This is a genomic window from Thalassospira sp. ABD4_177 (assembly GCF_056160125.1).
The window spans coordinates 422,326-447,276 of sequence record NZ_JBSWWO010000001.1 but is presented as its reverse complement, the minus strand read 5'-3'; the positions used below and the strand labels follow the sequence as shown (position 1 = coordinate 447,276).

Sequence of the window (24,951 nt, the reverse complement as noted above, 5' to 3'; positions counted from 1 at the left end):
ATTTCCGGACGGTTTGGCAAATTTTTCAGCCGCCTAGAGGGATTTTAATTTGCGTCTATATCCCATAGCGAGAACGGCGAAGAAGGTAACAATACCGTAAAATAGCAAGTCACGCCACAAATAATATACTGTTGTATGGTTTTTATCGCTCAAAAGGGGGAGCACAAGGGTAGCCCTCTCCCGTAAGGGCAGGTCTGCAACCTTACGCCCGTAGGCGTCAAAGACTACCGATACTCCTGTATAGGCTGCCCGCACCAACGGCCGACCCTCCTCCAGAGTCCGGAAACGGGCTGCTGCCATATGCTGATATGGGCCTGCACTGCGGCCAAACCACCCGTCATTGGTCAGATTTAACAACCAATCGGGCTGATCTGTGACATCGATCACCGCGCCGGGGAAGATGACTTCGTAGCAAATCAGCGGCGAAAAGCTTGGCAGGCCATTGACCGACAGCGTCTGAGGGCCCGGCCCGGCTGAAAAATCGGTCCGCCCCTCGGTCAGCTTGGGAAAAGGCAAGAACGAACGAAACGGCACATATTCCCCGAATGGCACCAGATGAAACTTGTCAAAGCTCGCAACAATTTGACCGCTGGCATCAATCACCTGAATGGCGTTCCAGACCTTGTATTCATCGGTATCGCGGGGATAGGTGCGCGGTGCCCCAGTAATCAGGATGTCATTCGGCCCAAGAATGTCGGCCATGTCCATGCGGGCCTGAGTCTGGGTTTCAACAAAAAAGGTCGCAGCCGTTTCCGGCCAAATAACAATGCGCTTTTGATCCGGGCGCAAATCAGCCGGGCGGCGCGACATTTCAAGCAACAAGGAAAAATGCTGGTTTTGCAGTTCCGGGCGCCATTTTTCCCGCTGGGGAATATTGGGCTGAACAATCTGCAAGATCGGCACGTCGCTCGGCAAATCCGATAGCACGACATCGGATCTATCCGGGCCTGCCATCATCAGGCGCACCGCACCACCACCCCACAATGAAGCCGCAATCATCACACCACCCAGGGCGGCAGCTTTGCCGCGTTTTCCGGCAATGAAGGCCGCAGGCAAGGTCGCAAACAGTGCGGTAACAAAGGACAGGCCATAAACCCCGACGACCGAAGCAAACTGCATCGGGGCGGCATCAATCGCCCAGACATGGCCGAGAAGGTTCCAGGGAAAACCGGTCAAAACATGACCGCGCAGATATTCCACCACCGCCCAGAACACGGCGAGCAGCACCGCCCGACGGATCAGACCATCGCCAAGACGCCAGCTTGCCCAGACCGCCAGCATCGGGAAAATCGCAAGTCCCCCACCAAGCCCAAGTAGGGCAAACGGAATCATCCAGCCATAAACTTCCGGCTGTACCAAAAAGGCATGACTGACCCAGTAAAAGCCTGCCGCAAAGTGGCCGGTACCAAACCACCAACCAGCCGAAAGCGCGCCCTTGTTACAGCGAACGCCTTCAAGGCTCCACAGAAGAACGGCAAAACAGACCGGCAGAACAGGGATGATAAAGAAGGGCGGCAGGGCCAAAACCGCCACCGCCCCGGATAACAACCAGACAAAACGCCTGCGCCAGCCCGAAAGACCGGCAAATCGGCGCGCCATGGCTTCAATCATCCGTTTTTTCCTGCGTTTCTTTACCCTCGGAAGGGGTCTGATCGTCACGCCGCACCATGTGAATGCGCAGGCGTCGAATGCGCCGTGGGTCGGCATCAAGGACTTCAAACTGAATGCCGCTTGGATGTTCGATCAACTCGCCCCGCGCCGGAACACGCCCGGCAAGCGAGAAGACAAGACCACCAAGCGTATCGATGTCTTCGTCTTCATCCTCATCGAGCAAGCCAAAGGACAGCTTTTCTTCAAGGTCTTCGACCTCAAAACGCGCATCGGCGATATAGCACCCGTCCGAAAGACGGATCAGTTTGGGGGTCTGGTCGATGTCGTGCTCGTCATCAATCTCACCGACAATTTCCTCGACCAGATCCTCGATCGTGATCAGGCCATCAATGCCGCCGAACTCATCAACCACAAGCGCCATGTGGGTGCGCGACAGCCGCATTTCCGAAAGAAGATCCAGCACGCGAATGGCCGGCGACACGAATAGCACCCGACGCAGTAAGGACTGCAGGCTAAACTCGCGACCGGCAGCAACGCAGCCCAGCACATCCTTGATATGCACCATGCCGGCAATGTCATCGAGGGTGTCACCATAAACCGGCAGACGGGAATGGGCCTTCGTGACCATTGCATCGACCAGGTCCTGCAGCTCGATATTCTTGGGCACCGCCACAATATCGGCACGCGGGATCATGACGTCCTCTGCCGTCATGTCACGAAGGGCAATAATGTTTTCAAACAGGGAACGTTCGTGCAGCGAGACCGGCTCGTCATCTTCTTCGGTCCGCTCGGCAAGTTCTTCGAGCGTATCAGAAAGCGATGCTTCGCCATTGCGCGACTTGCCCCGCTTCAACCCCAGGGCAGAGGCCACATTGTCCCATAAGGAGCCGTTTTCGGCGTCCTGATTTATATCCTCGCCGTTGCGAGGGCGCATACTCTCGTGGTCGTCGTCGCGTTGACTAGAGTCGTTCATGGGTCGGTTTCGACATCCTTTTGTTCAAACAAACCGGTTACTGGATCACGTTATCGTTGGGTCATCTTCAATCGGCGCATAGGGATCATCGATCCCGAGTCCGGCAAGAATTTGGCGTTCAAGCTCTTCCATCTCTTCGGCTTCATCATCAACCATATGATCGTAACCGACAAGATGTAGCGTGCCATGAACCGCAAGATGAACCAGATGATTTTTCAATGGCTTTTGCTGCTCGATGGCTTCACGGGCACAGGTTTCACGCGCAATCACGATATCACCGAGCATCAAGGGCATATCCGGTGCCATCATGAAGGCCTCGGCATCCTCGGCACTTTCAAGGGCGGCAAAGGACAACACATTGGTCGGCTTGTCCTTTTCGCGGTAATCACGGTTCAGGATCTGAACCGATGCATCATCAGACAGCCGCACCCCAAGCTCGATCACCGGCGCAACAGATAAAAGCGATGCGCCACCGCCTTCGTCCTTTGTGCCATCACTCGGAACAGCGTTGTCATCCCAAAGCGCGCCATCGGAAAGCGCACCATCAAGGGCCGCGATCACGGCGGCTTCGATTGCCGCAACCTCTTCGCGTTGCCAGTCGCCTGCTTCGACCTCAAGGTCCAGTTCAAGCGGTGCTGTCATTGCCAGCATCCTTGGCTGCACTATCCTTTTCGCCGCGATAGCCTTTTTTCAGACGATCACGCAGGGCATCGGCCGCATCATAGGCCTGCACAATACGGGTCACAAGGTGATGGCGCACGACATCGCGCTGATCAAACTTGATCGTCGCAACCCCTTTGACATCACCAATGGTTTCAAGCGCATCGCGCAAACCCGACTTGGTGCCGTCCGGCAAGTCGATCTGGGTCATGTCACCGGTCACGACCATGCGCGATCCTTCACCCAGACGGGTCAGGAACATTTTCATCTGCATGGGCGTGGTGTTCTGGGCTTCGTCCAGAATGACAAAGGCATGCGAAAGCGTGCGACCACGCATGAAGGCCAGCGGTGCAACTTCGATCTCGCCACTTTCCATGCGTTTTATCACGACATCACCCGGAAGCGTGTCATGCAACGCATCATAAAGCGGGCGCAGATACGGATCGACCTTGTCTTTCAGATCACCCGGCAGGAACCCAAGGCGTTCACCAGCTTCGACCGCCGGACGGGACAGGATGATGCGATCCACCTGACCGAGAATAAACGCCTGCACCGCCATGGCGACCGCAAGATAGGTCTTGCCGGTACCGGCCGGGCCAATACCAAAGATCAGCTCGTTATCAAGGATCGCCTCGACATAGTCTTTCTGGCGTTTGGAGCGCGGCGAGATACGGCGCTTCTTGGTCTGGATCGTCAGACGCGATCCACCAAACATGTCCTTGGTCTGGCCGCTCCATGGATCGGCGTCGTCCGGCTCGGAAAGGCGCACGGCACCATCCACCGTTTCGACATCGATATGATCTATTTCCTTGTCGCGCAGGCGTGCATACAGTTGGGCAAGAACCTTTTTGACCTGGGCGACCTTGGCCGGATCACCGGCCAGCATTACCACCAGCCCGCGGCTGGAAACCTGAACCCCGGTGCGTTCAGACAGACGTGTCAGGTTTTCGGCCTGCGGTCCGTACAAAACCTGCGCAAGCGCATTGTCCTGAAACTCGATCTGATCGGAATCCTTGGGGGCATGTTTGGTTTTGCTGTTGGTCTTGCTTTTCGTGGGGGTGCCGCTCACGCAACGTTCCTTTCAGATTTCTGGTCGCTACGGGTGGCGTCGACCAGTTCGCCGCCAAGGGAATTAGGCAGCGCTTCGGTGATTTTCAAGCGCACAATCTGTCCAAGCGCTGATTCCGGCAAACCGCTGACATGGACCGGCTGCATATAGGGGCTTTTGCCCACCAGCTGGCCTTCATATTTGCCGCGCCGCTCAAGAAGAACATCCATCTCCTTGCCGACACTGTTCTGGTTAAATGTCAGTTGCTGTTCAGCCAGAAGTGCTTGCAGACGCATTATGCGTTCGGTTTTGACTTTTTCGGGTACCTGCAATTCCATTGCCGATGCCGGGGTGCCCGGACGCGGGCTGTATTTAAAGCTGAAGGCCTGAATAAAGGTGATATCGCGGACGATTTCCATCGTGTCTTCGAAATCCTTGTCGGATTCGCCGGGGAACCCGACGATGAAGTCCGATGAAAGCGCAAGGTCCGGGCAGGCATCCTTGAGCCGCTTGGCGATCTCGCGGTAATCCTCGTTGGTATGCTTGCGGTTCATCGCCTGCAAAACCCGATCGCCCCCCGCCTGAACCGGCAGATGCAGGAACGGCATCAGTTTTGTAAGATCGCGATGGGCGGAAATCAGGTCTTCATCCACATCACGCGGATGCGACGTGGTGTAGCGAATGCGATCCAGCCCGTCGATTTCGGCAAGCTCGCGCAACAAGCGGCCAAGTGTCCATTCCCCGCCATTGGGGGCTTCGCCGTGATAGGCATTCACATTCTGCCCCAAAAGGGTCAGCTCACGTGTGCCTTGGGCCACCAACTGTTTGGCTTCGCGGATGACATCGGCACCGGGGCGTGAATATTCCGCCCCACGGGTATAGGGCACAACACAGAAGGTACAGAACTTGTCGCAGCCTTCCTGAATGGCGAGAAACGCCGAATAGCCCTGTTTTGAAACCTGCTCTGGCAGATGATCGAATTTTTCCTCGGCCGGGAAATCGGTATCAACGATGCGATTGCGGCCAACTGCGCGGTTGGCACGCGCAACCATTTCCGGCAGACGATGATAGGTCTGCGGACCAAACACCATGTCGACCATGGGTTCGCGCTTCATCAATTCCGCGCCTTCGGCCTGCGCAACACAACCCGCCACTGCGACAATCATCTTGTCGCCGCCCTGGGCTTCCTTGGCTTCCTTGTGCTTGCGCACGCGCCCCAGATCGGAAAACACCTTTTCGGCGGCCTTTTCGCGAATATGGCAGGTATTGAGGATGACCATATCGGCCCCCTCCGCACTGTCGACCGACTGGTAGCCCAGTGGCGCCAGAACATCCTGCATGCGCTGACTGTCATAGACATTCATCTGACAGCCATAGGTTTTTACAAAAAGTTTCTTCGCTTCCGTCACGCCAGATCCGTTTCGCTCTCTCAAAACGCCGAAAAGCGGTGTGATCGCTCACACCGCGCTTGAGTTCCGCATACGCACTCACCGGAACCCGTCGGACATCTCGTTATCTGAAATCCCGGTCAGGTGAAACCGAATTTCACATCAACCGGTGCATTATACGGCAAAACGGTCAGGAGCCGAACTGTCGATCCGGACCAAACAGTCGAAAATCTTCCGAAATGATCGCAAGTGGCGAGCTGCCAATCAGTTCACCGGACAGATCGCTGTCAATCAACTGAACCGGCACACCCTGATGCAGACCACGCAAAGCTGCCTGATGTCCCTGGGCAACGCGGGTTTCACACATCCGGGCAAGCTCCTTGCGCGACCCGGCTGCATCTGCCAGCGTCACGGGCGGATGGACCACAATCTCCACCGTCACCTTGCCGAGCGCGAGAAACTGCCACAAATGCGGGGCCAAGTCCATATCCCCGTACCAGGAATAAAACGCCCGCAAATCACGGCCAATCGGCGCCCCGTCAAGACGGGTGGCGGCAATCGAAATCGGCTGGAAGCGCACCGGCGATCCATCGGGCATAACCCGCTCAGCCGAGGCAAACAGCGTTGATTTAAACGGCAACACCCGGTTGCCATCATTGCTGGTGCCTTCCGGGAACAGGATCAGCTTGTCACCATTGCCCAAGCGTTGGCTGAGCTGGTCATTCTGTTCGCGTGAACGCGCCGCGCGACGTTCGATGAACGTGGTGCGCGACAGTTTGGCAAGCAAACCAAAGACCGGCCAGTCGGCGACTTCGGTCTTGGCAATAAAGCTGCCACGCGTCAAAGCGCCCAGTACCGGGATATCAAGATAGGATGCGTGATTGGCCACGATCACGCCAGGCCCATCCATCATATCAACGCCGGAAACCCGAACCTCGATATGCAGGATGCGCAGGCAAAGCGCGTGATAGAAGCGCGGCAATTCATCAGCCAGTTTCAATCGCGCGGCAATTGCCACCATCTGAACCGGCAACAGAACCAGCGTAAGAAGCGCATAGGCCATCAGGCGGATGGCAGCACACACATAGCAGTTCACGATACCCTCGCGGTACGTTCGTAATGCTTGTAATAGCGATCGGTAACCTTTTCGGTCGGCAACACGATGCAGATATCGGTGGTGTTGAACTGGTGATCAATCACCGCCCCGTCACCGACAAAGCCACCCAACCGCAGATAGCCTTTGATCAGCGGCGGCAGATCGCGCAGCGCCTGACGCTGATCGATGCCGTCGATCTCGGCGCGCATCATCGGCTCGTAGCGATCGGCAATCGCGCGCGGGCGCATGTCTTCGGGTGCTAGGTGATTGTGATGCAGGTACGTCAGAACATCCTTGAAGGCATCCGGATCCGTCCCGTGGAAGGACGCACAGCCAAACATCAGTTTGATGTCGTATTTGAAAACATAGGCCGCGATCCCCTGCCACAGAAGCTGCAAGGTCGGCATGGTGCGGTATTCGGCTTCGACACAGGAACGACCCAGTTCCATGATTTCGCCGGTTTCCTTCACCGCATTGAGCATGCTTTCGATGTGATATTCGTCCGCGCTGTAAAAGCCGCCATGTTCATTGGCAACCGACTGGCGCAGCAAACGATAGGTGCCCACAACCGCATCGGCACCAACGCCGCGGCTGTGATCAAGAACAAGCAGATGGTCACACAGCGGATCATAGTGATCGAAGTCGCGCTTTTCGGCCGCCATTTCGTCGCTTGGTTTGGCGCCGCGCTCTTCATAGAACACTTTATAGCGAAGCTTCTGGCTGGCGAGAATTTCATCCTGATTCTCGGCGAGGCGCACCTCAAGCCGCTGAAGCTGTTTTTCGTCACGCATGACAACACCCTTTCGTTCAACTGCACGGATTTTGCGCAAGAACAGCGTGAAGAGCGAGTGAAGGCTTTGTGAAGAACAGGTAACAAAAATATGAAGGCCACTTGCCGAGATCAGCAAGTGGCCTTGAAAATCAGAAGTCGCGTGCGCGATTGAACGGAAGAATTACTTGCCGTCTTTCAAAGGAACACCATAAAGCTCAAGACGATGGCCAACCAGGCGGAAGCCCAGTTCGTTGGCGATCTCTTCTTGAAGCTTTTCGATTTTTTCGTTCGAAAACTCGATCACCTCGCCCGAGCGCATATCGATCAGGTGATCGTGATGCTCTTCGGTCAATTCCTCGTAACGGGCACGACCGTCACCGAAATCGTGCTTTTCAAGGATGTCGGCCTCTTCGAACAGGCGCACGGTGCGATACACGGTCGCAATCGAAATCTTCGGATCGATTTCGGTCGCCCGACGATAAACCAGTTCGACGTCCGGGTGGTCTTCGGACTCAGAAAGTACACGGGCAATCACCCGGCGTTGGCCGGTCATTTTAAGACCCGCGTCGATGCATTTCTGCTCGATAGTTGATTCTGCAAGCATTGTCTTGTTTCTCGTTTCCGTTTCCGGTTCCACCTGTCCCCAGCCGAGACGTGTCTCAAGCGTCGATCTCTTGTGGCTAAATATCGAAAAATCCGCCACATATCGCAAGGTCGAATTCGCGATAAATTCCGCTTCCTGTAAATCGCCGGTATCAATCACCAACAATCACAATCATATCGGCATTCTCGTGGCCACTTGCCACCCGCAGTGAAGGACGCTACTTCAAAGTCACGCATCAAGGCAGGAGACCGTATGGCCACCGCAATCCCGGACCAGAAAATAGACATCACCGCCGATGTCTGCCCGATGACATTTGTCCGCACCCGCCTCAAACTCGAAACCATGACACCGGGTCAGATTCTTGAAGTTACCCTTGGCGCAGGAGAGCCGCTTAAAAACGTTCCGCGCTCGGTAACCGAGATGGGCGACGAAGTCATCGAACTGGTCGAAATCGCTGACACACCGGGCACCTACCGGCTTACAATCCGCAAGGGATCGTGAAACCGCCAGTTCCAATGCAGGCTTACACTACAACAGGTTGGCGTTCAAAACCACACTATTTATGTGGATATAGCGGATTAAAATTGCTCCAAATTGCCTAAGACCCTATTGGGAAACCAAACTTCCTATCATCTCTCGGATGGCAAATCCGTGGGCCCGAAAATCTTCTAGAGCAAACGTTCAAGAACCAGTGCGTCAACTTTGCGCCCGTCTTGGCGGGCATAATAACCTTTGCGGCGTCCGACCTCGGCAAAACCGTTCTGCTGATAAAGCGCAATCGCGCCGTCATTATCGACCGCCACTTCCAGCAACATCCGGGTTACCCCGGCTTCCTGCAGGCGCTCCTCAACGGCATTCAGGAGTACCCGTCCAACCCCCATGCGGCGCGCATCTGGATCGACCGTAATGGTATTGATTTCCGCTTCGTCCAGAACGGTTTGCATCAGAACAAAGCCAAGTGGCTGGTCTTGGGCATTTTGCGCCGGATCACCGGGGCGATACGCCAAAATGCCAAATGCACCTGGCACATCAAGCAGGCGAATGATCGCATCCGAGTCCCACGCATCCTCAAACCCCTTGGCATGAAGTGCACTGGCCACCGACGCAAAGGCTGCAGTTAGCGGCACCACTGCAATATCCGGGGCGTCGCCATCAGAACGGCCATCGGTGGGGCTGGGTGGGGTCATTTCTTTTTCTGCGGCCCCTGATCTTCGATGCGCCGTGCATCGGGGGCCCGCAGATAAAGCGGCACCGGCGCCAGATTTTCTTCGCTTTCCCAGCGATCCGCCGCAATCCGTGCCACATTCCCGGCCCGCGGCAAACCCGGGGCAGTGCAATCATAAAACGCATCGGGCGCATGGGCAGCAGCCGTTAAAAGACGCGGGGTCGCATCCCCCGCCAGCAACGTATCACCCGGCGGTGCCATCATCAGCGCCTGACGCGGCGCGACACATTCCGGAGGACTGAGCGGGCGTTTCTTGCCATCAAAGGCCTGGGCAAAAATCTCGTTACGTTTGCTATCAAGCGCGACCAGGATATTGCGCCCCTGTTGATCGCGCTCAGACACGCCATAGGCCACCGCTTCAAGTGAACTGACACCGACCACCGGAATCTTCCGCGCCAGACCAAGGGCACGCGCAGTCGAAAGGCCGATGCGCATACCGGTAAACGCACCCGGGCCCACCGTCACGGCGATGCCATCAAGATCGGCAATATCGACTTTGGCAGCCTCAAGGCTTTTGGCAATAAAGCCGATTAAATGTTCGGCCTGACCGCGTTCCATATCCTCATAGAGCTCGCCCTTGACCACGCCATCAATCAAAACCGCAGTCGACAGCGACGTTGAGGCGGTATCAATCGCCAAAATCGTCGGTCCGGACCTTTCGGCCTTTGGCTTTGCCGCATCGGATGCGCTATGGTCGGCCTTATCCAATCGGTGCGACTGTCCAGTCAGCATTTTCTTTATGTAATCGGTGAACGACAAGAACAGGGGGCCTCCGGCGATGGCGCTGGTCGAAATTACGCCACAAGAATATGATGTCGAAATTGATATCGTCTATGCCACGGATCGCAATTTCACCGGGGCACCGATTTATACACGACCTGCCTGCTATCTTCATGCGGATGCGGCCAAGTGCCTGAAAAAGGCCTCTGCTATGGCGCGCCGTCAGGGGGTGCAGCTCCGCATTCTTGATGCATTCCGGCCCCAGGAAGCACAGCGTGCGCTTTGGAACCATACGCCCAACCCCGATTTCGTCGCCCATCCGGATTTCGGATCGCCACATGGTCGTGGTGTGGCCATTGATCTAACCCTGATTGATCAAAACGGCAAGGAACTGGATATGGGGGCAGGGTTTGATGAAATGCATATCCGCTCCTATCACGGGTCTGATCTGATCTCCAAACAGGCAGAAGCCAACCGGTTTTTGCTACTTGGCATCATGGTCAGTTCGGGGTTCGAATATTACGATCACGAATGGTGGCATTATCAGCTGCCCAGTGCGCGCGCGCTCTATCCGCTGTTTTCCGACAGCTCGCTGCCCGAACCAATGATGATCAAATAAGCAAAACGGCGCTGCATTGCAGCCCGCCGTTTTTCAATGCGCCGACATACCCAACAGCAAACTCAACCGTGCAAAAGTGCCTGTCCGTTTTGCAGATCAAAAAGCGACATTCGCGCTCCATCAATCACGATGCCGATATCCGACCCCGGCTTAAAGGCCTGTTCCGGGCCGCTTCGAGCCGTCAATTCCGCTCCTGCGACACTAAGACGCACATATTGATCGGGGCCAGTCGGTTCTGCCAGCACGACGCGCGTAGAAATCCCCGCATCGTCAAACATCAGATGTTCCGGTCGTGCCCCCAATGTCATCGAACGCCCAACCATTTCATTTGCCTGGGCAGGCACATCGACCAGCGGCAATTTGCCTTTGCCAGTATCGAAGAACATTTGATCGCCTTCGCGCACCAATGCCCCATCAACGAAATTCATTGTCGGTGCACCGACAAAACTGGCGACAAAGCGGTTTGCCGGACTGCGATACACATTTTCCGGGGTGTCAGCCTGCTGGATACTTCCGCGATCAAGCACGACAACCTTGGTTGCCAGTGTCATTGCCTCGATCTGATCGTGGGTGACATAGACAATCGTCCGACCCAGACGTTCGTGCAGACGTTTAAGCTCGATCCGCATATCTGCACGCAGCTTGGCATCAAGGTTAGATAGCGGTTCATCAAACAGGAAAACTGCCGGCTCGCGCACAAGAGCCCGCCCAATCGCAACACGTTGTTGTTGCCCACCCGAAAGCTGGGATGGCTTGCGATCAAGAAGCGGCGTGATCTGCAAAAGTTCGGCAACTTCTTTCACCCGTTCTTCAATCTCGGGCTTGGGCATTCCCGCCATCTTAAGGCCAAAGCCGATATTTTTGCGCACCGACATCGTCGGATAAAGTGCGTAGGACTGAAATACCATCGCGATATCGCGTTCATCGGGCTCAAGCCTGGTCACGTCACGCCCGTTAATTTCGATGAATCCCGCTGTTACCGGCTCCAACCCCGCAATCATGTTCAGCAAAGTCGACTTTCCGCACCCCGATGGACCCAGCAACACCAGAAAATCACCGTCGGCAACCTCCAGATCGATGTTTTCCATAACCGTGATCCCGGCATAGGCCTTTGTCACATTGCGAAGTTCGACGCCATTCATTCCCGTTATCCTTTCACTGCACCCGCAGCAATACCGCGTACAAACAGCCGCCCCGAAAGCAGATAAACCGCCAGTGTAGGCAAGGCCGTCAGCATGGTTGCAGCCATATCAACATTGTATTCCTTCTCGCCGAACTGTGATCCGACAAGGTTGTTCAGTGCCACTGTCATCGGCTGACCCGAACGTCCGCCAAATGTCAGCCCCAACAGGAAATCGTTCCAGATATAGGTAAATTGCAAAATCATCGCGACACCAAGGATCGGCAACGACAATGGCAACATCACATGCCAGAACAATCGCCAGAACCCGGCCCCGTCAATGCGGGCCGCCTTCAAAAGATCCTGCGGAACGGTTTTAAAGAAGTTGCGAAACATCATCGTGGTAAACGCAACACCCCAGATGACATGCACCAGAATTAGACCCGGAATGGACCCGAAGATCCCCAACTCGCGGATCATGATGATCAGCGGATAAAGCGTTACTTGCGGGGGAATGAACATCCCGACCAGAAGGGCAGCAAACATCACATTCGCCCCCTTCATCTTCCAAACAGCCAACGAATAGCCCGTCACCGCCCCGAGCCCGACAGACAGGAACAAGGCCGGGATGACGATCTGTACCGAAGTCATGAACGAAGATGACAACCCGCCGCATTTCTTGCCAAGTGTCTTCGTACAGTCACCGAACCAGGCTTTGCTCCAGGCGGCAAAGCTTGGGTCTGCCGGCAGGGTAAAGATGCTGCCGTTTCTGATTTCATCCATTGATTTCAGTGATGTCGAAATCATGATGAAAACCGGGGCCATGATCATAATGGCCGCCAGGCAAAGCAATCCGTAAAGGGCCCATCGATTATATCGCATGATCAATGCTCCCGCCCGCCGCGCTCTTTTTTGAGCTCGAAATAGATATAGGGGGAAATCACGGCTATGACGGTGCAAAGCAAAACAAACGCCCCCGCAGCCCCCAAACCAAGTTCCTGACGGTTCAGGATATGATCGACAACAAAACGTGCCGGCAAATCCGATGAAAAGCCCGGCCCCCCGCCGGTCAGCGCCACAACCAGATCAAACGCCTTCATCACAATCGCACTCATCAGAATAAAGACGGTGAAGAAAACGGTGCGCATCAGCGGCGTGATGATATGCAGATAGACCCGCCACACCGGGATGCCGTCAACGCGCGATGCTTTCCAGATATTGGGATCGACATTGCGAAGACCGGCCAGAAACAGCGCCATGCAAAGCCCGACCTGCTGCCAGATTCCGGCAATCGCCAGCGTATAAATTGATCGGTCAGGCCGCACGATCCAGTTGAATTCGAAACTGGCCCAGCCAAGGGCTCGTACCGCCTCTTGCAGGCCAAGCCCCGGATTCATTACCCATTGCCAAATTACCCCTGTGACAATGAATGACATTGAAAGCGGCAGCATAAAGAGCGTTCGAAACATGCCCTCTGCCTTGACCCCACGATCAATCAGGATTGCGAGTAAATAGCCAAAAACAACGCAGCAACCGATAAACAAAAACCCGTGAATCGCCAAGTTCTGCATCGCCGTCCACCAACGCTCATTGGCAAACAGGCGGACATACTGATCAAAACCAGTGAATTTATAGACAGGCAAAAGCCGCGAACGGGTCAGTGAGATGACGAACGTCCAAATGATAAACCCGTAAAAGCAGACAATCGTGATTGTCATTGCCGGGATCAGTGCCACACCAGCACTCCATTGCGGCCGCCAGCGCTTTTTTCCAGACTTGGCTGTGATTTTTCGATCTTCGGAACGCTGCAACACGTCCGGTGCCGGTTCGGCCATGACATTCTCGCCTATTTATGGAGGCGCCGCTGCACCCAAATCCGGGGCATCAGCGGCGCTTTTCCGCAATATCCGGAATTTCGCAAAATCGTTATTTTGCGTAGGAAATCGCTTGCTGGAATTGTGCCTGACCCTCTTCCGGGCTCATATCTGCACTGTTCCAGAAATTGGAGATGCTGTCATCAATCGCACCCGAAACCGCACTTGGCACACCAAACAAACCGGTGCTGACAAGGTGCGTTTTCTTGTCCTGAAGGGTCTTGATTGCGGTTTGAGCACAGACGTCAAAACTGTCTGCAGCAACATCAAGACGGGCCGGAATCGATCCCTTTTTCTTGTTAAAGGCAATTTGCACATCTGGTTCGAGCATCACCTGCGCCATCAGCGCCTGTGCCGGAGTCGCATCCTCTCCATCCATCGCTGAGAACGCGAACGCATCCACCGTCATGATATAGGCCGTATCAATTGCTGGCGCGAAAGCGCACCCGACTGTCGTGCCAGGCTCGATCCCGGCTGCAATGATTTCACCCTTGGCCCAATCCCCCATGAACTGGAAGGCGGCATCCCCCTTGGCGACCATGTTGGTGGCTTCGTTCCAGTTACGTCCCGGGCTTGCCTCATCAACAAACGGCTTCAACGCGGCAAAGGTTTCAAACACTTTACGCATCGTGTCTGATTTCAGAAGGTCATCATCAAGTGTGCTGTATAGCTCGGCATAAAATTCACGGCCCGCAACACCCAAAAGGACGCTGTTGAACATGATGCGTTCCTGCCAGGGCTGACCACCAAGACCAATCGGGGTCACGCCTGCGGCCTCAAGCTTTTCTGCTGCAGCAATCAAGTCGTCCCATGTCTTCGGGACCGCAACACCAGCTTCTTTGAGAACCGACGTGTTATAGAACATCCAGTTCTCGCCATGGATGTTGATCGGTGCGGCGATATAGTTGCCGTCATATTTCGCCGCTTTGACAATCAGTGGCGGCAGCTTTTCATCCCAGTTTTCAGCCTTAGCAACGTCACCTACTTTGGCCAAAAGCCCCTGATCGGCCAATTCACGCAGTTGCTGACCAATGGAAAATTGGAAAACAGCCGCCGGGTCACCGCCCAGCATGCGGTTAACCGCCGCTGCACGGGCGTTACCACCACCGGCAATCGGGGTATCGACCCAAGTGCCGCCTTTGGCCTCAAACGCCTTGCGGATTTCGCCAAGGGCTGCCTGTTCACTTCCCGAAGTCCACCAATGCAGGACTTCTGCAGTCTGGGCATGAAGTGCACCGGCGGATACACCGACGCTCAGAAACGCCGCACATGCGGCAAATTTTGAAAATTTCATCATAACGGATGTTCCTCCCTAAAGGACACGTTCACGCCCGACTTCTTATTAATGTGCACGGTCGGAAAATCGTAACGTTACGATTTTTTTGATAAGCGCTTTATTCACCCTTGTCAATCACCAAAACCTTACCATAATGGGCGAATACAAAAATACGGAATGTACTTTTCTGTATTTTCCGAAACGTTACGATTTTGGATGCATTCAACAAAGACATCCAAGGCTAGGGCAAGGAAGCGAACATGACCAAATCATTTCCTGACGGTTTCCGCTGGGGTGTCTCAACATCGAGTTATCAGATCGAAGGTGGCGCAAAAGATGACGGGCGCGGTGCCAGCATCTGGGACACATACTGCGCAACGCCGGGCCGGGTTGCCAATGGCGATGACGGCAGCGTCGCCTGCGACCATTATCATCGCTGGGAGGAAGACCTTGATCTGATCAAGGGACTGGGCGCGAAACATTACCGGTTTTCCGTGATGTGGCCGCGCGTGATCCCAGACGGCACCGGCAAGGTGAATGAAGCCGGTCTTGATTTTTACAGCCGCCTGATCAACGGCATGCTTGAACGTGGCCTTGAACCCTGGCTGTGCCTTTATCACTGGGATTTGCCGCAGGCTCTTCAGGATCGCGGTGGCTGGACCAACCGTGACATCGTCGACTGGTTTGGTGACTATACCGAACTTCTGGTAACCCGCCTCGGCGACCGCGTGAAATCATGGATCACCTTTAACGAACCCAATGTCGTGGCGTGGATTGGCCACGAAGAAGGCCGCCATGCGCCGGGGATTACCGATCCGCGCGCCGCAATGCGCGCCGCCCATCACCTGAACCTGTGCCATGCACGCGCAACTGAGGTGATCAAAAACCATTATCCCGATGCCCCTGTCGGCTTTGTCTTGCCAATGCACAAGGGTTATACGCTTCCGCACCGCCGCGAACAGGATGCGCATCTGATTGATCTGTTCGAAGCCAAATGGAACGGCGTGTTTCTTGATCCGGTATATTATGGCCGGTATCCCGACCTGATTATGGATCGCATGGCGCCCCATATTAAGGATGGTGATCTTGAAGCCATCAAAACCAAGGTCGATTTCCAGGGATTGAACCAGTATTTCCCAAGTTATATTCAGGCCGCCGAAGGTGAAGCATGGCCCTTCAAGCATGCCCAGCCGCCCAATTATTTCCGTCGGACCGAAATGGGCTGGGCAATTGACGGGGATTGCTTCTATCGCACGATGAAGATCCTGCAGGATGATTATGGCAACCCGCCTGTTTTCATCACCGAAAACGGCGGTGCCTTCAGCGATATCCCGCAGGCAAACGGCCAAATTGATGATCAGGACCGTATCGCCTATTACACCGAATATCTTGAAGCATTGCTTCGCGCGTCCTCCGAAGGTGCGGACATTCGGGGTTACATGCCTTGGTCACTGCTTGATAATTTCGAGTGGGCGTATGGCTATGAAAAGCGTTTCGGTCTGGTGCATGTTGACTACACCACCCAGAAGCGCACCCCCAAGGCATCCTATGATTTCATGCGCAAGGTGATTTCACAGAACGCATTGCCATAGGCCAACCGGGCGCTTAGATTGTCCGAAATTTGAATGGAACGGACCTGTATATGTCTGCTGCTCGCCCCAATTTGCGCACGATTGCCGATCGGCTTGGATTGTCGATCACGACAGTCTCGCGTGCGCTTAAAGACGGGCCGGAAGTCAAAGCCGATACCGTTGCACGGGTAAAGGCAGCCGCAGCAGAAATCGGTTATCAGCCAGATGCCCGTGGCGTCATGCTTCGAACCGGCAAAACCATGCAGGTCTGTTCCATTCTGTATTCCCCCGAAGTCGGTGATTACGGCGATCCGGGCTTCCTGGCCCAGGTCGAAAGCATGACACAGGGGCTTGAAGCCGATAATTATTCCCTGCTGGTGCTGGCCCAGACCCGCGGCGAAGATCCGCTTGATCCGGTGCGCAAAGTCCATACCCAGCGTCTGGCAGATGCTGTCGTGTTTTCGCGCACAACCTTGCAGGACAGCCGCGCGAAATACTGCCTGCAACATGACTTCCCGTTTGTCAGCTTTGGCCGTACCGAACTTCTGACACCGCACGCCTTTGTCGACCACGATGACGAACAGGCCGCCTATGATGCTGTAAAACGGCTTCTGGATGATGGCCATCGCAAGATCGGCATGATTGATCCGCCCGAAGCCCTGACCTTTTTCGGATACCGCAAGCAGGGTGCAAGGCGGGCCATGACGGATGCCGGACGTGATCCGGACAGTCTGATCTGGATGCCGTCAGACATCTCGGTTCGGGCCGCACGCGAATCAATAACAAAGCTTTTTAGCGCCGAGCGCGACATAACGGCTGTTGTCTGCGCAAGTCAGATGACGATGATTGGCGCGCTTGAAGCAATGATGGAGCTTGGCATGGACACCATCCGCGACGGGATTGGTGTTGTCGGATTTGGCGGCATGCCGTTCCGTATGTTGTCTCGGCAAAAGCTTGCCTATTACTACCAGCCGCAGCGACATGTCGGCGAAGTCCTTGCCCGCCATCTGCATGATCTGATGAACGGCACGCCGCCCGAAAACCTCCAGACCCTTCTGCCGTATCACCGCATTGACGACCTTGCCGCCTTCCGCGAGGGCGAGGATTTCTAGGTACGGACCGGCTTAGTCGGTCTGCACCGGCTATCCTTCTAGCTGTCCTTGGCGTCCTTCTCGGCCTCTTCATTGGCGACCCAGCGCACCAGCATCAGCTCAACCGGCTTCAGCGCAATCAGAACAATAAAGGTCAGCACGGTCGCAATCACCACTATGTGCCAAGCGGCAAGCGCGCAGGCAATGCCGAGGGCTGCCGTAATCCAAACGGTCGCCGCCGTGGTTAGCCCTGAAACCGACATGCTTTCGGGTTGGCGCAGGATCACACCCGCGCCAATAAAGCCGATACCGGTTAGAACACCCTGCAAAATCCCCTGAACAACGCGTGACAGCGCATCGGGATGATCAATCAGATCCTGAAAATGAACCGCCACCACCGAAACAACGGCCGCCCCCAGTGACACAAGAGCCAGCGTGCGCATGCCGGTCGGCTTGCCATTCACATCACGGTTCAGCCCGATCAGCATGCCAATGACCGTTGCCGCACACAGGCGTGCTATCATATCGATCACGCCAATATCAAAGTATTTTTCCGCCGTCGCAAAATAGGGAAGGTCGGTCAACATGGCCGGGCCTTTATGGTTTCAGGAACTCCCTAAACGCCTGGAATTCTGTAAATGTTCCCCACAGCGATCCAAAGCCCGATACCAGCACGCGATGATCAATCAGCTTTTGGCGGCAACTCCATCTCATGCGCTGCCGTCATCAGCCAATTGAAAAACACTGCAATGCGCGGGTCGCGCTTTGGCGCGTCCAGTGTAATCAGGACATAATCATATCCGGTCGGCACCATGCCATGCGGCGCGATCAAACGCCCCGCGGTCAAATCATCTGCGACCAGGGGAAGTGGCCCAATCGCCGTTCCAAGTCGGTTTACCGCCGCCTGCAGGGCAAAGAAGAAATGATCGAAATACTGCTCACTCGCCGGGGATGCGTCGCTGCCACTGGCACGTTTCCAGTCGTCCCATGCCTCCGGGCGGGTCCGGGTGTGAAGCCAGCGGGCGTTTGACAGATCGCGCTCAAGAATGGTGTTCCAGCACTCGGGGTCGCAGACCGGGCCGGCATATTCAGCCCACAAGTGGGTGGTGATGTAATGCTCGGCAATGCCGTAATCCGCGCGGCGAATGGCCACGTCACAGCTATCAGATAGCAAGTCCACCGGTCCGCCGGCCAGACGCAGATCGATATGCAAATCCGGATATGCCTCACGAAACGCCCCAAGACGCGGCATTAACCAGCGCATCGCAAGGCTGGGTTCGCACGACACCGTCAGGATTGGTGAATTTCCATCGTGGCGATGGATATCCTCAACCGCGTGGTCAAGTCCATCAAACGCGCGACCGGTTGCCAGAAAGAGCCTTTCCCCAGCGGGTGTTAGCCATACCCTGCGATTGCGCCGCACGAATAGCTTGACCCCAAGGCGGTCCTCAATCTGGGCCACGGCCCGGCTGACTGCCCCATGGGTCAGGTTCAGTTCTTCTGCAGCGCGCGAAAAGCTCTGATGGCGGGCAGCTGCTTCAAAGGCGGGCAAGCTTGCAAGCGGTGGCAAGCGACGCTTTCTGTGAATATTACTCACAATAAATACCGATATTTTTCGATTTTATGGGCCAAACAATAGATTGATACTGAATTTATTCACAGATCAAGACGAAACCGGATGAATGTCATGCTTGAAAGCACACCCGCCGCCCTGTCGATTGAATTCATTGCTGTTGGCATCATCACCATTCTGGCAGTGATCAGTCCGGGCCCCGACTTTGCGATGGTCACCCGCATTGCACTAGCACGTGGACGTCGTGCCGGTGTGTTATGTGCGCTCGGGATTGGCAGTGGGGTCTCAGTCCATCTGGCCTATACACTGATCGGGATGGGGGTGTTGTTTGCCAATAATGTTTGGGTATTGAGTACGCTGCGTTATCTTGGCGCGGCATATTTGATCTGGCTTGGTGTTTCAGCACTCTGGCCCGATATCCGCGCCCTGTTTTTGGCGCCAAAGCCGCCGCGCCACGATGACGCCCGCAATAGCATTGCTGAAAAATCGCCAAAACCAGACCGCGGCGATGGATCGGCTTTCTGGATCGGGTTTGCCTGCAATGCCCTTAATCCGAAAACGATGCTGTTTATCGTTTCGCTGTTCAGTCAGGTAATTTCACCAGATACAGGACTGGTTCAGGAAATCGGTTACGGGTTTTACATCGCCGCCTGCCATATGGGCTGGTTTGCGTTGGTCGCGATTGCGCTTACCCTGCCATCCGTGCAAGCACGCATTGCAAACTTGAAAACATGGATCGAACGCGGGGCCGGACTGTGTCTGGCAGGGCTTGGCATCAAGCTGCTTTCAAGCTGACAGTCAGCCATATCAGATAAACAGCATCTCGCCGTTTTGTTTGGCATCATTAAGAAACGTCACCACGCCGCCGGTTTCAATCGACAGGTCTTCACGCTTGGCCTGATCTTCGAGCCCGAGCGCACGCAGCCCCATTTCGCAGACCATGAATTTGGCATTGAGGCCAGCACAGGCCGACAGAAGCTCTTCAAACGTCCCGATGCCGCGCGTTGAATAACTCAGATCAATCGAGGTCGCGGTTGCCCCGTCAACCTCGGTGCGCAGATGACGCCACCCTGACGGCGCAAACAATGCCCGGCTGGCATCCATGGTAAAGAACAGGGTCACGCCCCGCCCGGATGCAAGCGCTGCAGACGCCATTACGAGGGCGTAATGAACTTTTTCATAAGTCCCGGAAAACACCACAAGGGACAGTTTTTTGGGCGTATCAAGCTCAGTGCTCATGAATAGACAGGTCCTTGATTGTGGCGTTTTCTGAACAGGTCGGGCAGCCCGGATCGCGCGGCACCTTGATCTTGCGGAAAGACGCCGACAGCGCATCCATAATCAAAAGCTGCCCTGACAGGCTATCACCGATTCCCATCAGTTCTTTCAGTACCTCGGTCCCCTGAACACCCCCGACCATACCGACAACCGATCCCAGAACACCACCTTGCGCACAGGATGGTATGGCGTCTTCAGGCGGCGGTGCGTGATAAATACAGCGATAACAGGGATGGGGCGCACCCAAATGGGCCTTGAAGGTCGAGACCTGTCCATCAAAGCGAAGGGCAGCACCAGACACCAGCGTCTTGCCCGCCAGATAGCAGGCATCATTCAATAAAAAGCGCGTCTCAAAATTATCCGAGCCGTCGGCAATTACATCATAATCGGCAATCAGATCCATGACATTTGCGGCATCCAGGCGGATAATGTGGGCATGAACCGTCACTTCCGGGTTCATATCCGTCATGGTCGCCTTGGCACTGTCGACCTTGGGCGCTCCGATATCGCTCATGCCATGGGCGATCTGACGTTGCAGGTTGGAAAGCTCGACCGTGTCGGCATCAACAATGCCAATCGTGCCAACCCCGGCAGCAGCCAGATACATGGCAAGTGGCGAACCCAGCCCGCCAGCACCGACGATCAGAACCCGACCGCGCTTGAGCTTCATCTGCCCCGTGCCGCCAACCTCCTTAAGGACGATATGGCGGGCATAGCGTTGCACTTCACTTTCGTTGAAATCGAAATCACTCACGCGGGCAGGCTTCCTGTCAGAACGGCGCTGATTAAATCATATGGCTTTTGCATATAGCCCATGGAACCGTCGCCTCAAGGAAAGATTTCAATGCTATATCGAAACAAAATGCTTTCCGCGCGCCGCCATCCCCAAGAAAACCTGAGGTCCCCAACAAAAAAAGGTCCGGCACATCGTGCCGGACCCTATGAAAAATATGCCTTTGAGGCTGCTTATTGCAGACCTTCGAACAGCGGGGTCGAAAGGTAACGTTCGGCAAAGCTCGGTACGATCACAACGATGCGCTTGCCTTCGTTTTCCGGCTTCTGACCAAGCTCGATACCGGCCGCAACAGCCGCACCCGACGAAATACCGGTCGGCAGGCCTTCGATGCTGGCCAGTTTACGCGCGGTGGCAAAGGCGGTTTCATTGCCAATGGTCATGACCGCGTCAATCACATCAGTATTGAGGTTGCCTGGAATGAAGCCAGCACCAATACCCTGGATTTTGTGCGGGCCCGGTGCGCCACCGGAAATGACCGGGCTATCTTCCGGCTCGACCGCAACAATCTGAATGTCCGGGTTATGCTTTTTCAGCACTTCACCCACACCCGTCAGGGTACCACCGGTCCCCACGCCAGACACAAAGATATCAATCTTGCCAGCCGTGTCCTTGATGATTTCCTCGGCCGTGGTGTTACGGTGGATGTCCGGGTTTGCCGGGTTGTCAAACTGCTGGAGCATGACGGCACCATCGATTTCCGACACCAGTTCCTCGGCACGGGCAACCGCACCTTTCATGCCCTTGGCCGCCGGGGTCAGGTCGATCTGTGCCCCCAGAAGCATCAGCATCTTGCGACGTTCCAGCGACATGCTTTCAGGCATGGTTAGGATCAGTTTGTAACCCTTGGCCGCCGCCACAAAGGCCAGCGCAATACCCGTATTGCCAGAGGTCGGCTCGACCAGGGTTGCACCCGGCTTGAGCTTGCCAGATTTCTCGGCATTTTCAATCATCGCAAGGCCGATACGGTCCTTGACCGAGGCCAGCGGGTTAAAGAATTCAAGCTTGCCGATCAGATCGGCTTTGACACCTTCGGCCTCGGCCAGGCGCGAAAGACGCACCAGCGGGGTTGCGCCAATGGTGTCGATGATGCTGTCGTAAATCTTGCCGCGAAACTCAGTCATGTTTTCCTCGCACGTTTCTGTATTTTTGCCATCAAGCACATGTTTCACATGTATTTATCTCGCTATTCATCCAGGTCAAATGGATAGAAGAATTTTTTACATGTCCGGTGCCCGGCAACGTTCCATAAACTTGTAGTTTTACCGTCAATAGCAGCAGTTTCTTGTTGAATGACGATACACCAAACCGCTGCATCCCGATAAGATCAAATGATGAAATCAGGGGACTCTTCGATCCCGCTGCGCAGGCCGGCATCACGCGCACGGTTGCACAGGTCTTCGACCGTGATCTTTTCAAGCTGCTTCATCATTTCGTCCTGCAATTCCCGCCACAACGGCCGCACGACTTCCTTGCCGAGTGGCGATCCAGCCGGATCCTCGATCGGGTCATCGGATGTTTCCATCGAGCGGATGACCGACACGATGTCGGCCAGCGTAATGCGACGGCGTTCGCGCGCCAGTCGATAGCCACCGCGCGGACCACGCACACCGACCAGAATGTCTGCGCGCACCAATTGCTGCAGGGTCTGTTCGAGATAGCGTTTCGGAATGCCCTGACGGGCGGTGATGTCCCGACTCTGGACCGGCTCACCCGCCGCGTTATAGGCAATGTCCACGACCGCCTCGATCGCAAACAACATTTTCTTAGAAAGCTTTAGCATCTTTTCACTCAACTCCCCTTGTGGCTCTGCCATCCCCCCTGACGACAGCACCAGACAACGTCAAACTTGATCGACCCTTACGCGATCGCCGCAGCTATTTGGCCGGGCTGGCCGTTCCGGTCGATCCAAAACCACCCGCACCGCGCGCGGTTTCATCCAGGTCTTCTACGGCAGTCCAACTCACCTGCGTCACCGGGGCGACAACCAGCTGGGCAATGCGCATGCCGCGTTCAATTTCAAAGGCTACGTCACCATGATTGATCAGGATGACTTTGATCTCGCCGCGATAATCGGCATCAATCGTGCCCGGGCTGTTTAAAACCGTCACCCCGTTCTTGGCCGCAAGACCCGAACGCGGGCGAACCTGCGCCTCAAAACCGGCGGGCAGGGCGATGGCAATCCCGGTTTCAACCATGGCCCGTTTGCCCGGTTCCAAAACAAGCTTCCCGTCAATGGCCGCCTGCAAGTCAACGGCGGCTGACTGCGCGGTGGCATATTCCGGCAACGGCAAATCCGCGCCATGGGGAAGCTGTTTCAAATCAACGCTTAAAAGCGACATTCTTTATCCTTGTCTTCGTCGGGCAGGATCATCTGCCGGTCGTGTCTTTATCTTTGCCATCCGGGCGGTGCCCATCAGGAAAAATGTTTGATGATGCGGGCACTTAGCGCGCGGGCCACCCCGGTCTTGCTTTGGCGTTCCCAGCGCTCATCAGTTGTTTCGTCGTCCCCTGAAATCAGGCAAATCTCGTTGTCATCACCGCCAAAGGTGCCGGTTGCCGGCGTCACGTCATTGGCGAGGATCCAGTCGCACCCTTTGCGCGCCCTTTTGGCCCGCGCATGGTCGGTAACATTTTCGGTCTCGGCGGCAAACCCGATGACAAGCCCCGGGCGGGTTGCCCCGGCCTTGCTGATGGTCGCCAGAATATCGGGATTTTCCGAAAGCTTAAGGTCCGGGATCACACCCGACCCATCTTTCTTGAGCTTCTGACCGGCTTCATCCGCAGTACGCCAATCGGCCACCGCCGCAGCACAAATTGCGATATCAGCCGGCAAGGCGCCCTGCACGGCACCAAGCATCTCGCGCGCGGTTTCAACGCGCACAACCTTGACCCCGGCAGGATCAGCCAGGGTCACAGGACCCGTCACCAGCGTCACATCGGCCCCGGCCGCTGCAAGCGCCTCGGCAATGGCATGGCCCTGCTTGCCTGATGATCGGTTGGCGATATAACGCACCGGATCAATCGGCTCATGGGTCGGGCCACTGGTGACCACCGCCTTTTTGCCAGCAAGCGGCTTGGGCGCATCTTGTTGCTCAAGGAAATCAACAACACTTGCAATGATCTCGGCCGGTTCGGCCAGACGTCCAGACCCGGTTTCGCCACAGGCGAGGTCCCCCGCAGACGGACCAACGCGCAATACACCGCGGCTTTCAAGGGTTGCGATATTGGCCTGTGTTGCCGGATGGTTCCACATTTCGACATTCATGGCAGGCACGATCATCACCTGCTTGTCAGTGGCAAGCAACGCCGTGGTCGCCAGATCACCGGCCTGTCCGGTCGCCATCTTGGCCAGAATGTCGGCACTGGCGGGTGCGACCAGAACAAGGTCGGCCGCGCGCGACAGGCGGATATGGCCCATTTCGGCTTCATCGGTCAGGGAAAATAGATCCTGATAGACCTTGTTTTCCGTCAGGGCGGCAACCGAAAGCGGGGTCACGAATTCCGCGCCGCCCTTGGTCAGGATCGCACGGATATTGATCCCGCGATCACGCAGCCGACGGATCACCTCAAGCACCTTATAGGCGGCAATGCCACCCGAGATGATCAACAGGATACTTTTTTGATTTAAGGCACCTGACACTGTGATTACCAATTAA

27 protein-coding genes are annotated in these 24,951 nt (G+C 55.5%); 5 read left to right on the top strand and 22 right to left on the bottom strand.

Annotation, left to right across the window (positions count from 1 at the left end; genetic code table 11):
* Window positions 1–33 precede the first annotated feature (33 nt).
* From lnt to ACXAF0_RS02100, 8 genes are all read right to left on the bottom strand, one after another.
* Window positions 34–1,611, bottom strand: a complete 1,578-nt coding sequence (lnt, locus tag ACXAF0_RS02135) for an apolipoprotein N-acyltransferase (RefSeq protein WP_475343207.1) — start codon at window positions 1,609–1,611, stop codon at window positions 34–36.
* Window positions 1,604–2,545 carry a hemolysin family protein gene (locus ACXAF0_RS02130; protein ID WP_475346212.1) on the bottom strand — a complete coding sequence of 314 codons (942 nt, stop codon included), beginning with the start codon at window positions 2,543–2,545 and terminating at the stop codon, window positions 1,604–1,606. Before ACXAF0_RS02130 ends, lnt begins: the two co-directional genes overlap by 8 nt.
* 84 nt (window positions 2,546–2,629) lie before the next feature.
* The gene (gene ybeY / locus ACXAF0_RS02125) at window positions 2,630–3,226 is read right to left on the bottom strand and encodes an rRNA maturation RNase YbeY (RefSeq protein WP_475343203.1); all 597 of its coding nucleotides are present in this window, start codon (window positions 3,224–3,226) and stop codon (window positions 2,630–2,632) included.
* A complete protein-coding gene (locus tag ACXAF0_RS02120) occupies window positions 3,210–4,313 on the bottom strand; it encodes a PhoH family protein (protein ID WP_475343199.1) in 1,104 nt (367 codons plus the stop codon). Before ACXAF0_RS02120 ends, ybeY begins: the two co-directional genes overlap by 17 nt.
* Complete coding sequence (gene miaB, locus ACXAF0_RS02115) at window positions 4,310–5,701, bottom strand: tRNA (N6-isopentenyl adenosine(37)-C2)-methylthiotransferase MiaB (RefSeq protein WP_475343195.1); 1,392 nt, start codon at window positions 5,699–5,701, stop codon at window positions 4,310–4,312. Before miaB ends, ACXAF0_RS02120 begins: the two co-directional genes overlap by 4 nt.
* A gap of 169 nt (window positions 5,702–5,870) precedes the next feature.
* Window positions 5,871–6,776, bottom strand: a complete 906-nt coding sequence (locus tag ACXAF0_RS02110; protein ID WP_475343194.1) for a lysophospholipid acyltransferase family protein — start codon at window positions 6,774–6,776, stop codon at window positions 5,871–5,873.
* Entirely contained in the window at window positions 6,773–7,567 is a 795-nt protein-coding gene (locus tag ACXAF0_RS02105; RefSeq protein ID WP_475343192.1) for a GNAT family N-acetyltransferase, read from the bottom strand. The genes ACXAF0_RS02110 and ACXAF0_RS02105 overlap by 4 nt, the downstream gene beginning before the upstream one ends.
* Before the next feature lie 162 nt (window positions 7,568–7,729).
* A complete protein-coding gene (locus tag ACXAF0_RS02100; RefSeq protein ID WP_475343191.1) occupies window positions 7,730–8,152 on the bottom strand; it encodes a Fur family transcriptional regulator in 423 nt (140 codons plus the stop codon).
* 252 nt (window positions 8,153–8,404) lie between these two features.
* Between ACXAF0_RS02100 and ACXAF0_RS02095 the strand changes: the two genes are divergently transcribed.
* A complete protein-coding gene (locus tag ACXAF0_RS02095; protein ID WP_475343188.1) occupies window positions 8,405–8,653 on the top strand; it encodes a sulfurtransferase TusA family protein in 249 nt (82 codons plus the stop codon).
* Window positions 8,654–8,820: 167 nt separating this feature from the next.
* On the opposite strand, the gene rimI is transcribed toward ACXAF0_RS02095, so the two are convergent.
* Together rimI and tsaB are read right to left on the bottom strand one after the other, a co-directional pair.
* Window positions 8,821–9,339: a ribosomal protein S18-alanine N-acetyltransferase gene (rimI, locus tag ACXAF0_RS02090; protein WP_475343186.1), complete on the bottom strand. Its 519-nt coding sequence runs from the start codon at window positions 9,337–9,339 to the stop codon at window positions 8,821–8,823.
* Window positions 9,336–10,085, bottom strand: a complete 750-nt coding sequence (gene tsaB, locus ACXAF0_RS02085; protein WP_475343184.1) for a tRNA (adenosine(37)-N6)-threonylcarbamoyltransferase complex dimerization subunit type 1 TsaB — start codon at window positions 10,083–10,085, stop codon at window positions 9,336–9,338. Before tsaB ends, rimI begins: the two co-directional genes overlap by 4 nt.
* A 70-nt stretch (window positions 10,086–10,155) precedes the next feature.
* Here tsaB and ddpX point away from each other — a divergent pair, with 70 nt between their 5' ends.
* Entirely contained in the window at window positions 10,156–10,716 is a 561-nt protein-coding gene (gene ddpX / locus ACXAF0_RS02080) for a D-alanyl-D-alanine dipeptidase (RefSeq protein ID WP_475343181.1), read from the top strand.
* A 62-nt stretch (window positions 10,717–10,778) separates the two neighbouring features.
* Here ddpX and ACXAF0_RS02075 read toward each other — a convergent pair whose 3' ends face one another.
* From ACXAF0_RS02075 to ACXAF0_RS02060, 4 genes are all read right to left on the bottom strand, one after another.
* Complete coding sequence (locus ACXAF0_RS02075; protein WP_475343179.1) at window positions 10,779–11,858, bottom strand: ABC transporter ATP-binding protein; 1,080 nt, start codon at window positions 11,856–11,858, stop codon at window positions 10,779–10,781.
* A 5-nt stretch (window positions 11,859–11,863) separates the two neighbouring features.
* Entirely contained in the window at window positions 11,864–12,718 is an 855-nt protein-coding gene (locus ACXAF0_RS02070; RefSeq protein ID WP_475343177.1) for a carbohydrate ABC transporter permease, read from the bottom strand.
* Window positions 12,719–12,720: 2 nt separating this feature from the next.
* Entirely contained in the window at window positions 12,721–13,671 is a 951-nt protein-coding gene (locus tag ACXAF0_RS02065; protein ID WP_475343174.1) for a carbohydrate ABC transporter permease, read from the bottom strand.
* Window positions 13,672–13,762: 91 nt separating this feature from the next.
* Window positions 13,763–15,007, bottom strand: a complete 1,245-nt coding sequence (locus ACXAF0_RS02060; protein ID WP_475343169.1) for an ABC transporter substrate-binding protein — start codon at window positions 15,005–15,007, stop codon at window positions 13,763–13,765.
* Window positions 15,008–15,246: 239 nt separating this feature from the next.
* Between ACXAF0_RS02060 and ACXAF0_RS02055 the strand changes: the two genes are divergently transcribed.
* On the top strand, window positions 15,247–16,578 hold the full coding sequence (locus ACXAF0_RS02055; protein ID WP_475343166.1) for a GH1 family beta-glucosidase: 1,332 nt from the start codon (window positions 15,247–15,249) through the stop codon (window positions 16,576–16,578).
* A 50-nt stretch (window positions 16,579–16,628) separates the two neighbouring features.
* Window positions 16,629–17,669, top strand: coding sequence for a LacI family DNA-binding transcriptional regulator (locus ACXAF0_RS02050; protein ID WP_475343161.1), 1,041 nt, complete (start codon window positions 16,629–16,631; stop codon window positions 17,667–17,669).
* Between the two features lie 38 nt (window positions 17,670–17,707).
* Here ACXAF0_RS02050 and ACXAF0_RS02045 read toward each other — a convergent pair whose 3' ends face one another.
* Both ACXAF0_RS02045 and ACXAF0_RS02040 read right to left on the bottom strand, forming a co-directional pair.
* Window positions 17,708–18,235 carry an MgtC/SapB family protein gene (locus ACXAF0_RS02045; protein WP_475343158.1) on the bottom strand — a complete coding sequence of 176 codons (528 nt, stop codon included), beginning with the start codon at window positions 18,233–18,235 and terminating at the stop codon, window positions 17,708–17,710.
* A gap of 95 nt (window positions 18,236–18,330) precedes the next feature.
* Complete coding sequence (locus ACXAF0_RS02040) at window positions 18,331–19,218, bottom strand: LysR substrate-binding domain-containing protein (RefSeq protein ID WP_475343155.1); 888 nt, start codon at window positions 19,216–19,218, stop codon at window positions 18,331–18,333.
* A gap of 117 nt (window positions 19,219–19,335) precedes the next feature.
* Here ACXAF0_RS02040 and ACXAF0_RS02035 point away from each other — a divergent pair, with 117 nt between their 5' ends.
* Complete coding sequence (locus ACXAF0_RS02035; protein WP_475343153.1) at window positions 19,336–20,016, top strand: LysE family translocator; 681 nt, start codon at window positions 19,336–19,338, stop codon at window positions 20,014–20,016.
* Between the two features lie 12 nt (window positions 20,017–20,028).
* Here ACXAF0_RS02035 and ACXAF0_RS02030 read toward each other — a convergent pair whose 3' ends face one another.
* From ACXAF0_RS02030 to coaBC, 6 genes are all read right to left on the bottom strand, one after another.
* A complete protein-coding gene (locus tag ACXAF0_RS02030) occupies window positions 20,029–20,460 on the bottom strand; it encodes a DsrE family protein (protein ID WP_475343150.1) in 432 nt (143 codons plus the stop codon).
* Window positions 20,450–21,253 (bottom strand): HesA/MoeB/ThiF family protein, encoded by an 804-nt coding sequence (locus ACXAF0_RS02025; RefSeq protein ID WP_475343148.1) that lies wholly within the window; start codon window positions 21,251–21,253, stop codon window positions 20,450–20,452. Before ACXAF0_RS02025 ends, ACXAF0_RS02030 begins: the two co-directional genes overlap by 11 nt.
* Window positions 21,254–21,465: 212 nt before the next feature.
* Complete coding sequence (cysK, locus tag ACXAF0_RS02020; RefSeq protein WP_475343146.1) at window positions 21,466–22,416, bottom strand: cysteine synthase A; 951 nt, start codon at window positions 22,414–22,416, stop codon at window positions 21,466–21,468.
* Between the two features lie 203 nt (window positions 22,417–22,619).
* Complete coding sequence (locus tag ACXAF0_RS02015; protein WP_008888834.1) at window positions 22,620–23,075, bottom strand: RrF2 family transcriptional regulator; 456 nt, start codon at window positions 23,073–23,075, stop codon at window positions 22,620–22,622.
* A 94-nt stretch (window positions 23,076–23,169) separates the two neighbouring features.
* The gene (gene dut, locus ACXAF0_RS02010) at window positions 23,170–23,634 is read right to left on the bottom strand and encodes a dUTP diphosphatase (RefSeq protein WP_475343140.1); all 465 of its coding nucleotides are present in this window, start codon (window positions 23,632–23,634) and stop codon (window positions 23,170–23,172) included.
* Window positions 23,635–23,708: 74 nt separating this feature from the next.
* The gene (gene coaBC / locus ACXAF0_RS02005) at window positions 23,709–24,941 is read right to left on the bottom strand and encodes a bifunctional phosphopantothenoylcysteine decarboxylase/phosphopantothenate--cysteine ligase CoaBC (RefSeq protein WP_475346211.1); all 1,233 of its coding nucleotides are present in this window, start codon (window positions 24,939–24,941) and stop codon (window positions 23,709–23,711) included.
* Between the last annotated feature and the right edge of the window lie 10 nt (window positions 24,942–24,951).

What these genes read in the sequence shown, in the direction of transcription:
- ACXAF0_RS02050 (WP_475343161.1), top strand. Translation starts at nt 16,629, where the DNA reads ATGTCTGCTGCTCGCCCCAATTTGCGCACGATTGCCGATCGGCTTGGA.
- lnt (WP_475343207.1), bottom strand. Translation starts at nt 1,611, where the DNA reads ATGATTGAAGCCATGGCGCGCCGATTTGCCGGTCTTTCGGGCTGGCGC.
- ACXAF0_RS02035 (WP_475343153.1), top strand. Translation starts at nt 19,336, where the DNA reads ATGCTTGAAAGCACACCCGCCGCCCTGTCGATTGAATTCATTGCTGTT.
- ACXAF0_RS02105 (WP_475343192.1), bottom strand. Translation starts at nt 7,567, where the DNA reads ATGCGTGACGAAAAACAGCTTCAGCGGCTTGAGGTGCGCCTCGCCGAG.
- ACXAF0_RS02070 (WP_475343177.1), bottom strand. Translation starts at nt 12,718, where the DNA reads ATGCGATATAATCGATGGGCCCTTTACGGATTGCTTTGCCTGGCGGCC.
- ACXAF0_RS02060 (WP_475343169.1), bottom strand. Translation starts at nt 15,007, where the DNA reads ATGATGAAATTTTCAAAATTTGCCGCATGTGCGGCGTTTCTGAGCGTC.
- ACXAF0_RS02095 (WP_475343188.1), top strand. Translation starts at nt 8,405, where the DNA reads ATGGCCACCGCAATCCCGGACCAGAAAATAGACATCACCGCCGATGTC.
- ACXAF0_RS02100 (WP_475343191.1), bottom strand. Translation starts at nt 8,152, where the DNA reads ATGCTTGCAGAATCAACTATCGAGCAGAAATGCATCGACGCGGGTCTT.
- ACXAF0_RS02065 (WP_475343174.1), bottom strand. Translation starts at nt 13,671, where the DNA reads ATGGCCGAACCGGCACCGGACGTGTTGCAGCGTTCCGAAGATCGAAAA.
- ACXAF0_RS02075 (WP_475343179.1), bottom strand. Translation starts at nt 11,858, where the DNA reads ATGAATGGCGTCGAACTTCGCAATGTGACAAAGGCCTATGCCGGGATC.
- ACXAF0_RS02130 (WP_475346212.1), bottom strand. Translation starts at nt 2,545, where the DNA reads ATGCGCCCTCGCAACGGCGAGGATATAAATCAGGACGCCGAAAACGGC.
- rimI (WP_475343186.1), bottom strand. Translation starts at nt 9,339, where the DNA reads ATGACCCCACCCAGCCCCACCGATGGCCGTTCTGATGGCGACGCCCCG.
- ybeY (WP_475343203.1), bottom strand. Translation starts at nt 3,226, where the DNA reads ATGACAGCACCGCTTGAACTGGACCTTGAGGTCGAAGCAGGCGACTGG.
- ddpX (WP_475343181.1), top strand. Translation starts at nt 10,156, where the DNA reads ATGGCGCTGGTCGAAATTACGCCACAAGAATATGATGTCGAAATTGAT.
- ACXAF0_RS02055 (WP_475343166.1), top strand. Translation starts at nt 15,247, where the DNA reads ATGACCAAATCATTTCCTGACGGTTTCCGCTGGGGTGTCTCAACATCG.
- ACXAF0_RS02015 (WP_008888834.1), bottom strand. Translation starts at nt 23,075, where the DNA reads ATGCTAAAGCTTTCTAAGAAAATGTTGTTTGCGATCGAGGCGGTCGTG.
- dut (WP_475343140.1), bottom strand. Translation starts at nt 23,634, where the DNA reads ATGTCGCTTTTAAGCGTTGATTTGAAACAGCTTCCCCATGGCGCGGAT.
- ACXAF0_RS02045 (WP_475343158.1), bottom strand. Translation starts at nt 18,235, where the DNA reads ATGTTGACCGACCTTCCCTATTTTGCGACGGCGGAAAAATACTTTGAT.
- cysK (WP_475343146.1), bottom strand. Translation starts at nt 22,416, where the DNA reads ATGACTGAGTTTCGCGGCAAGATTTACGACAGCATCATCGACACCATT.
- ACXAF0_RS02030 (WP_475343150.1), bottom strand. Translation starts at nt 20,460, where the DNA reads ATGAGCACTGAGCTTGATACGCCCAAAAAACTGTCCCTTGTGGTGTTT.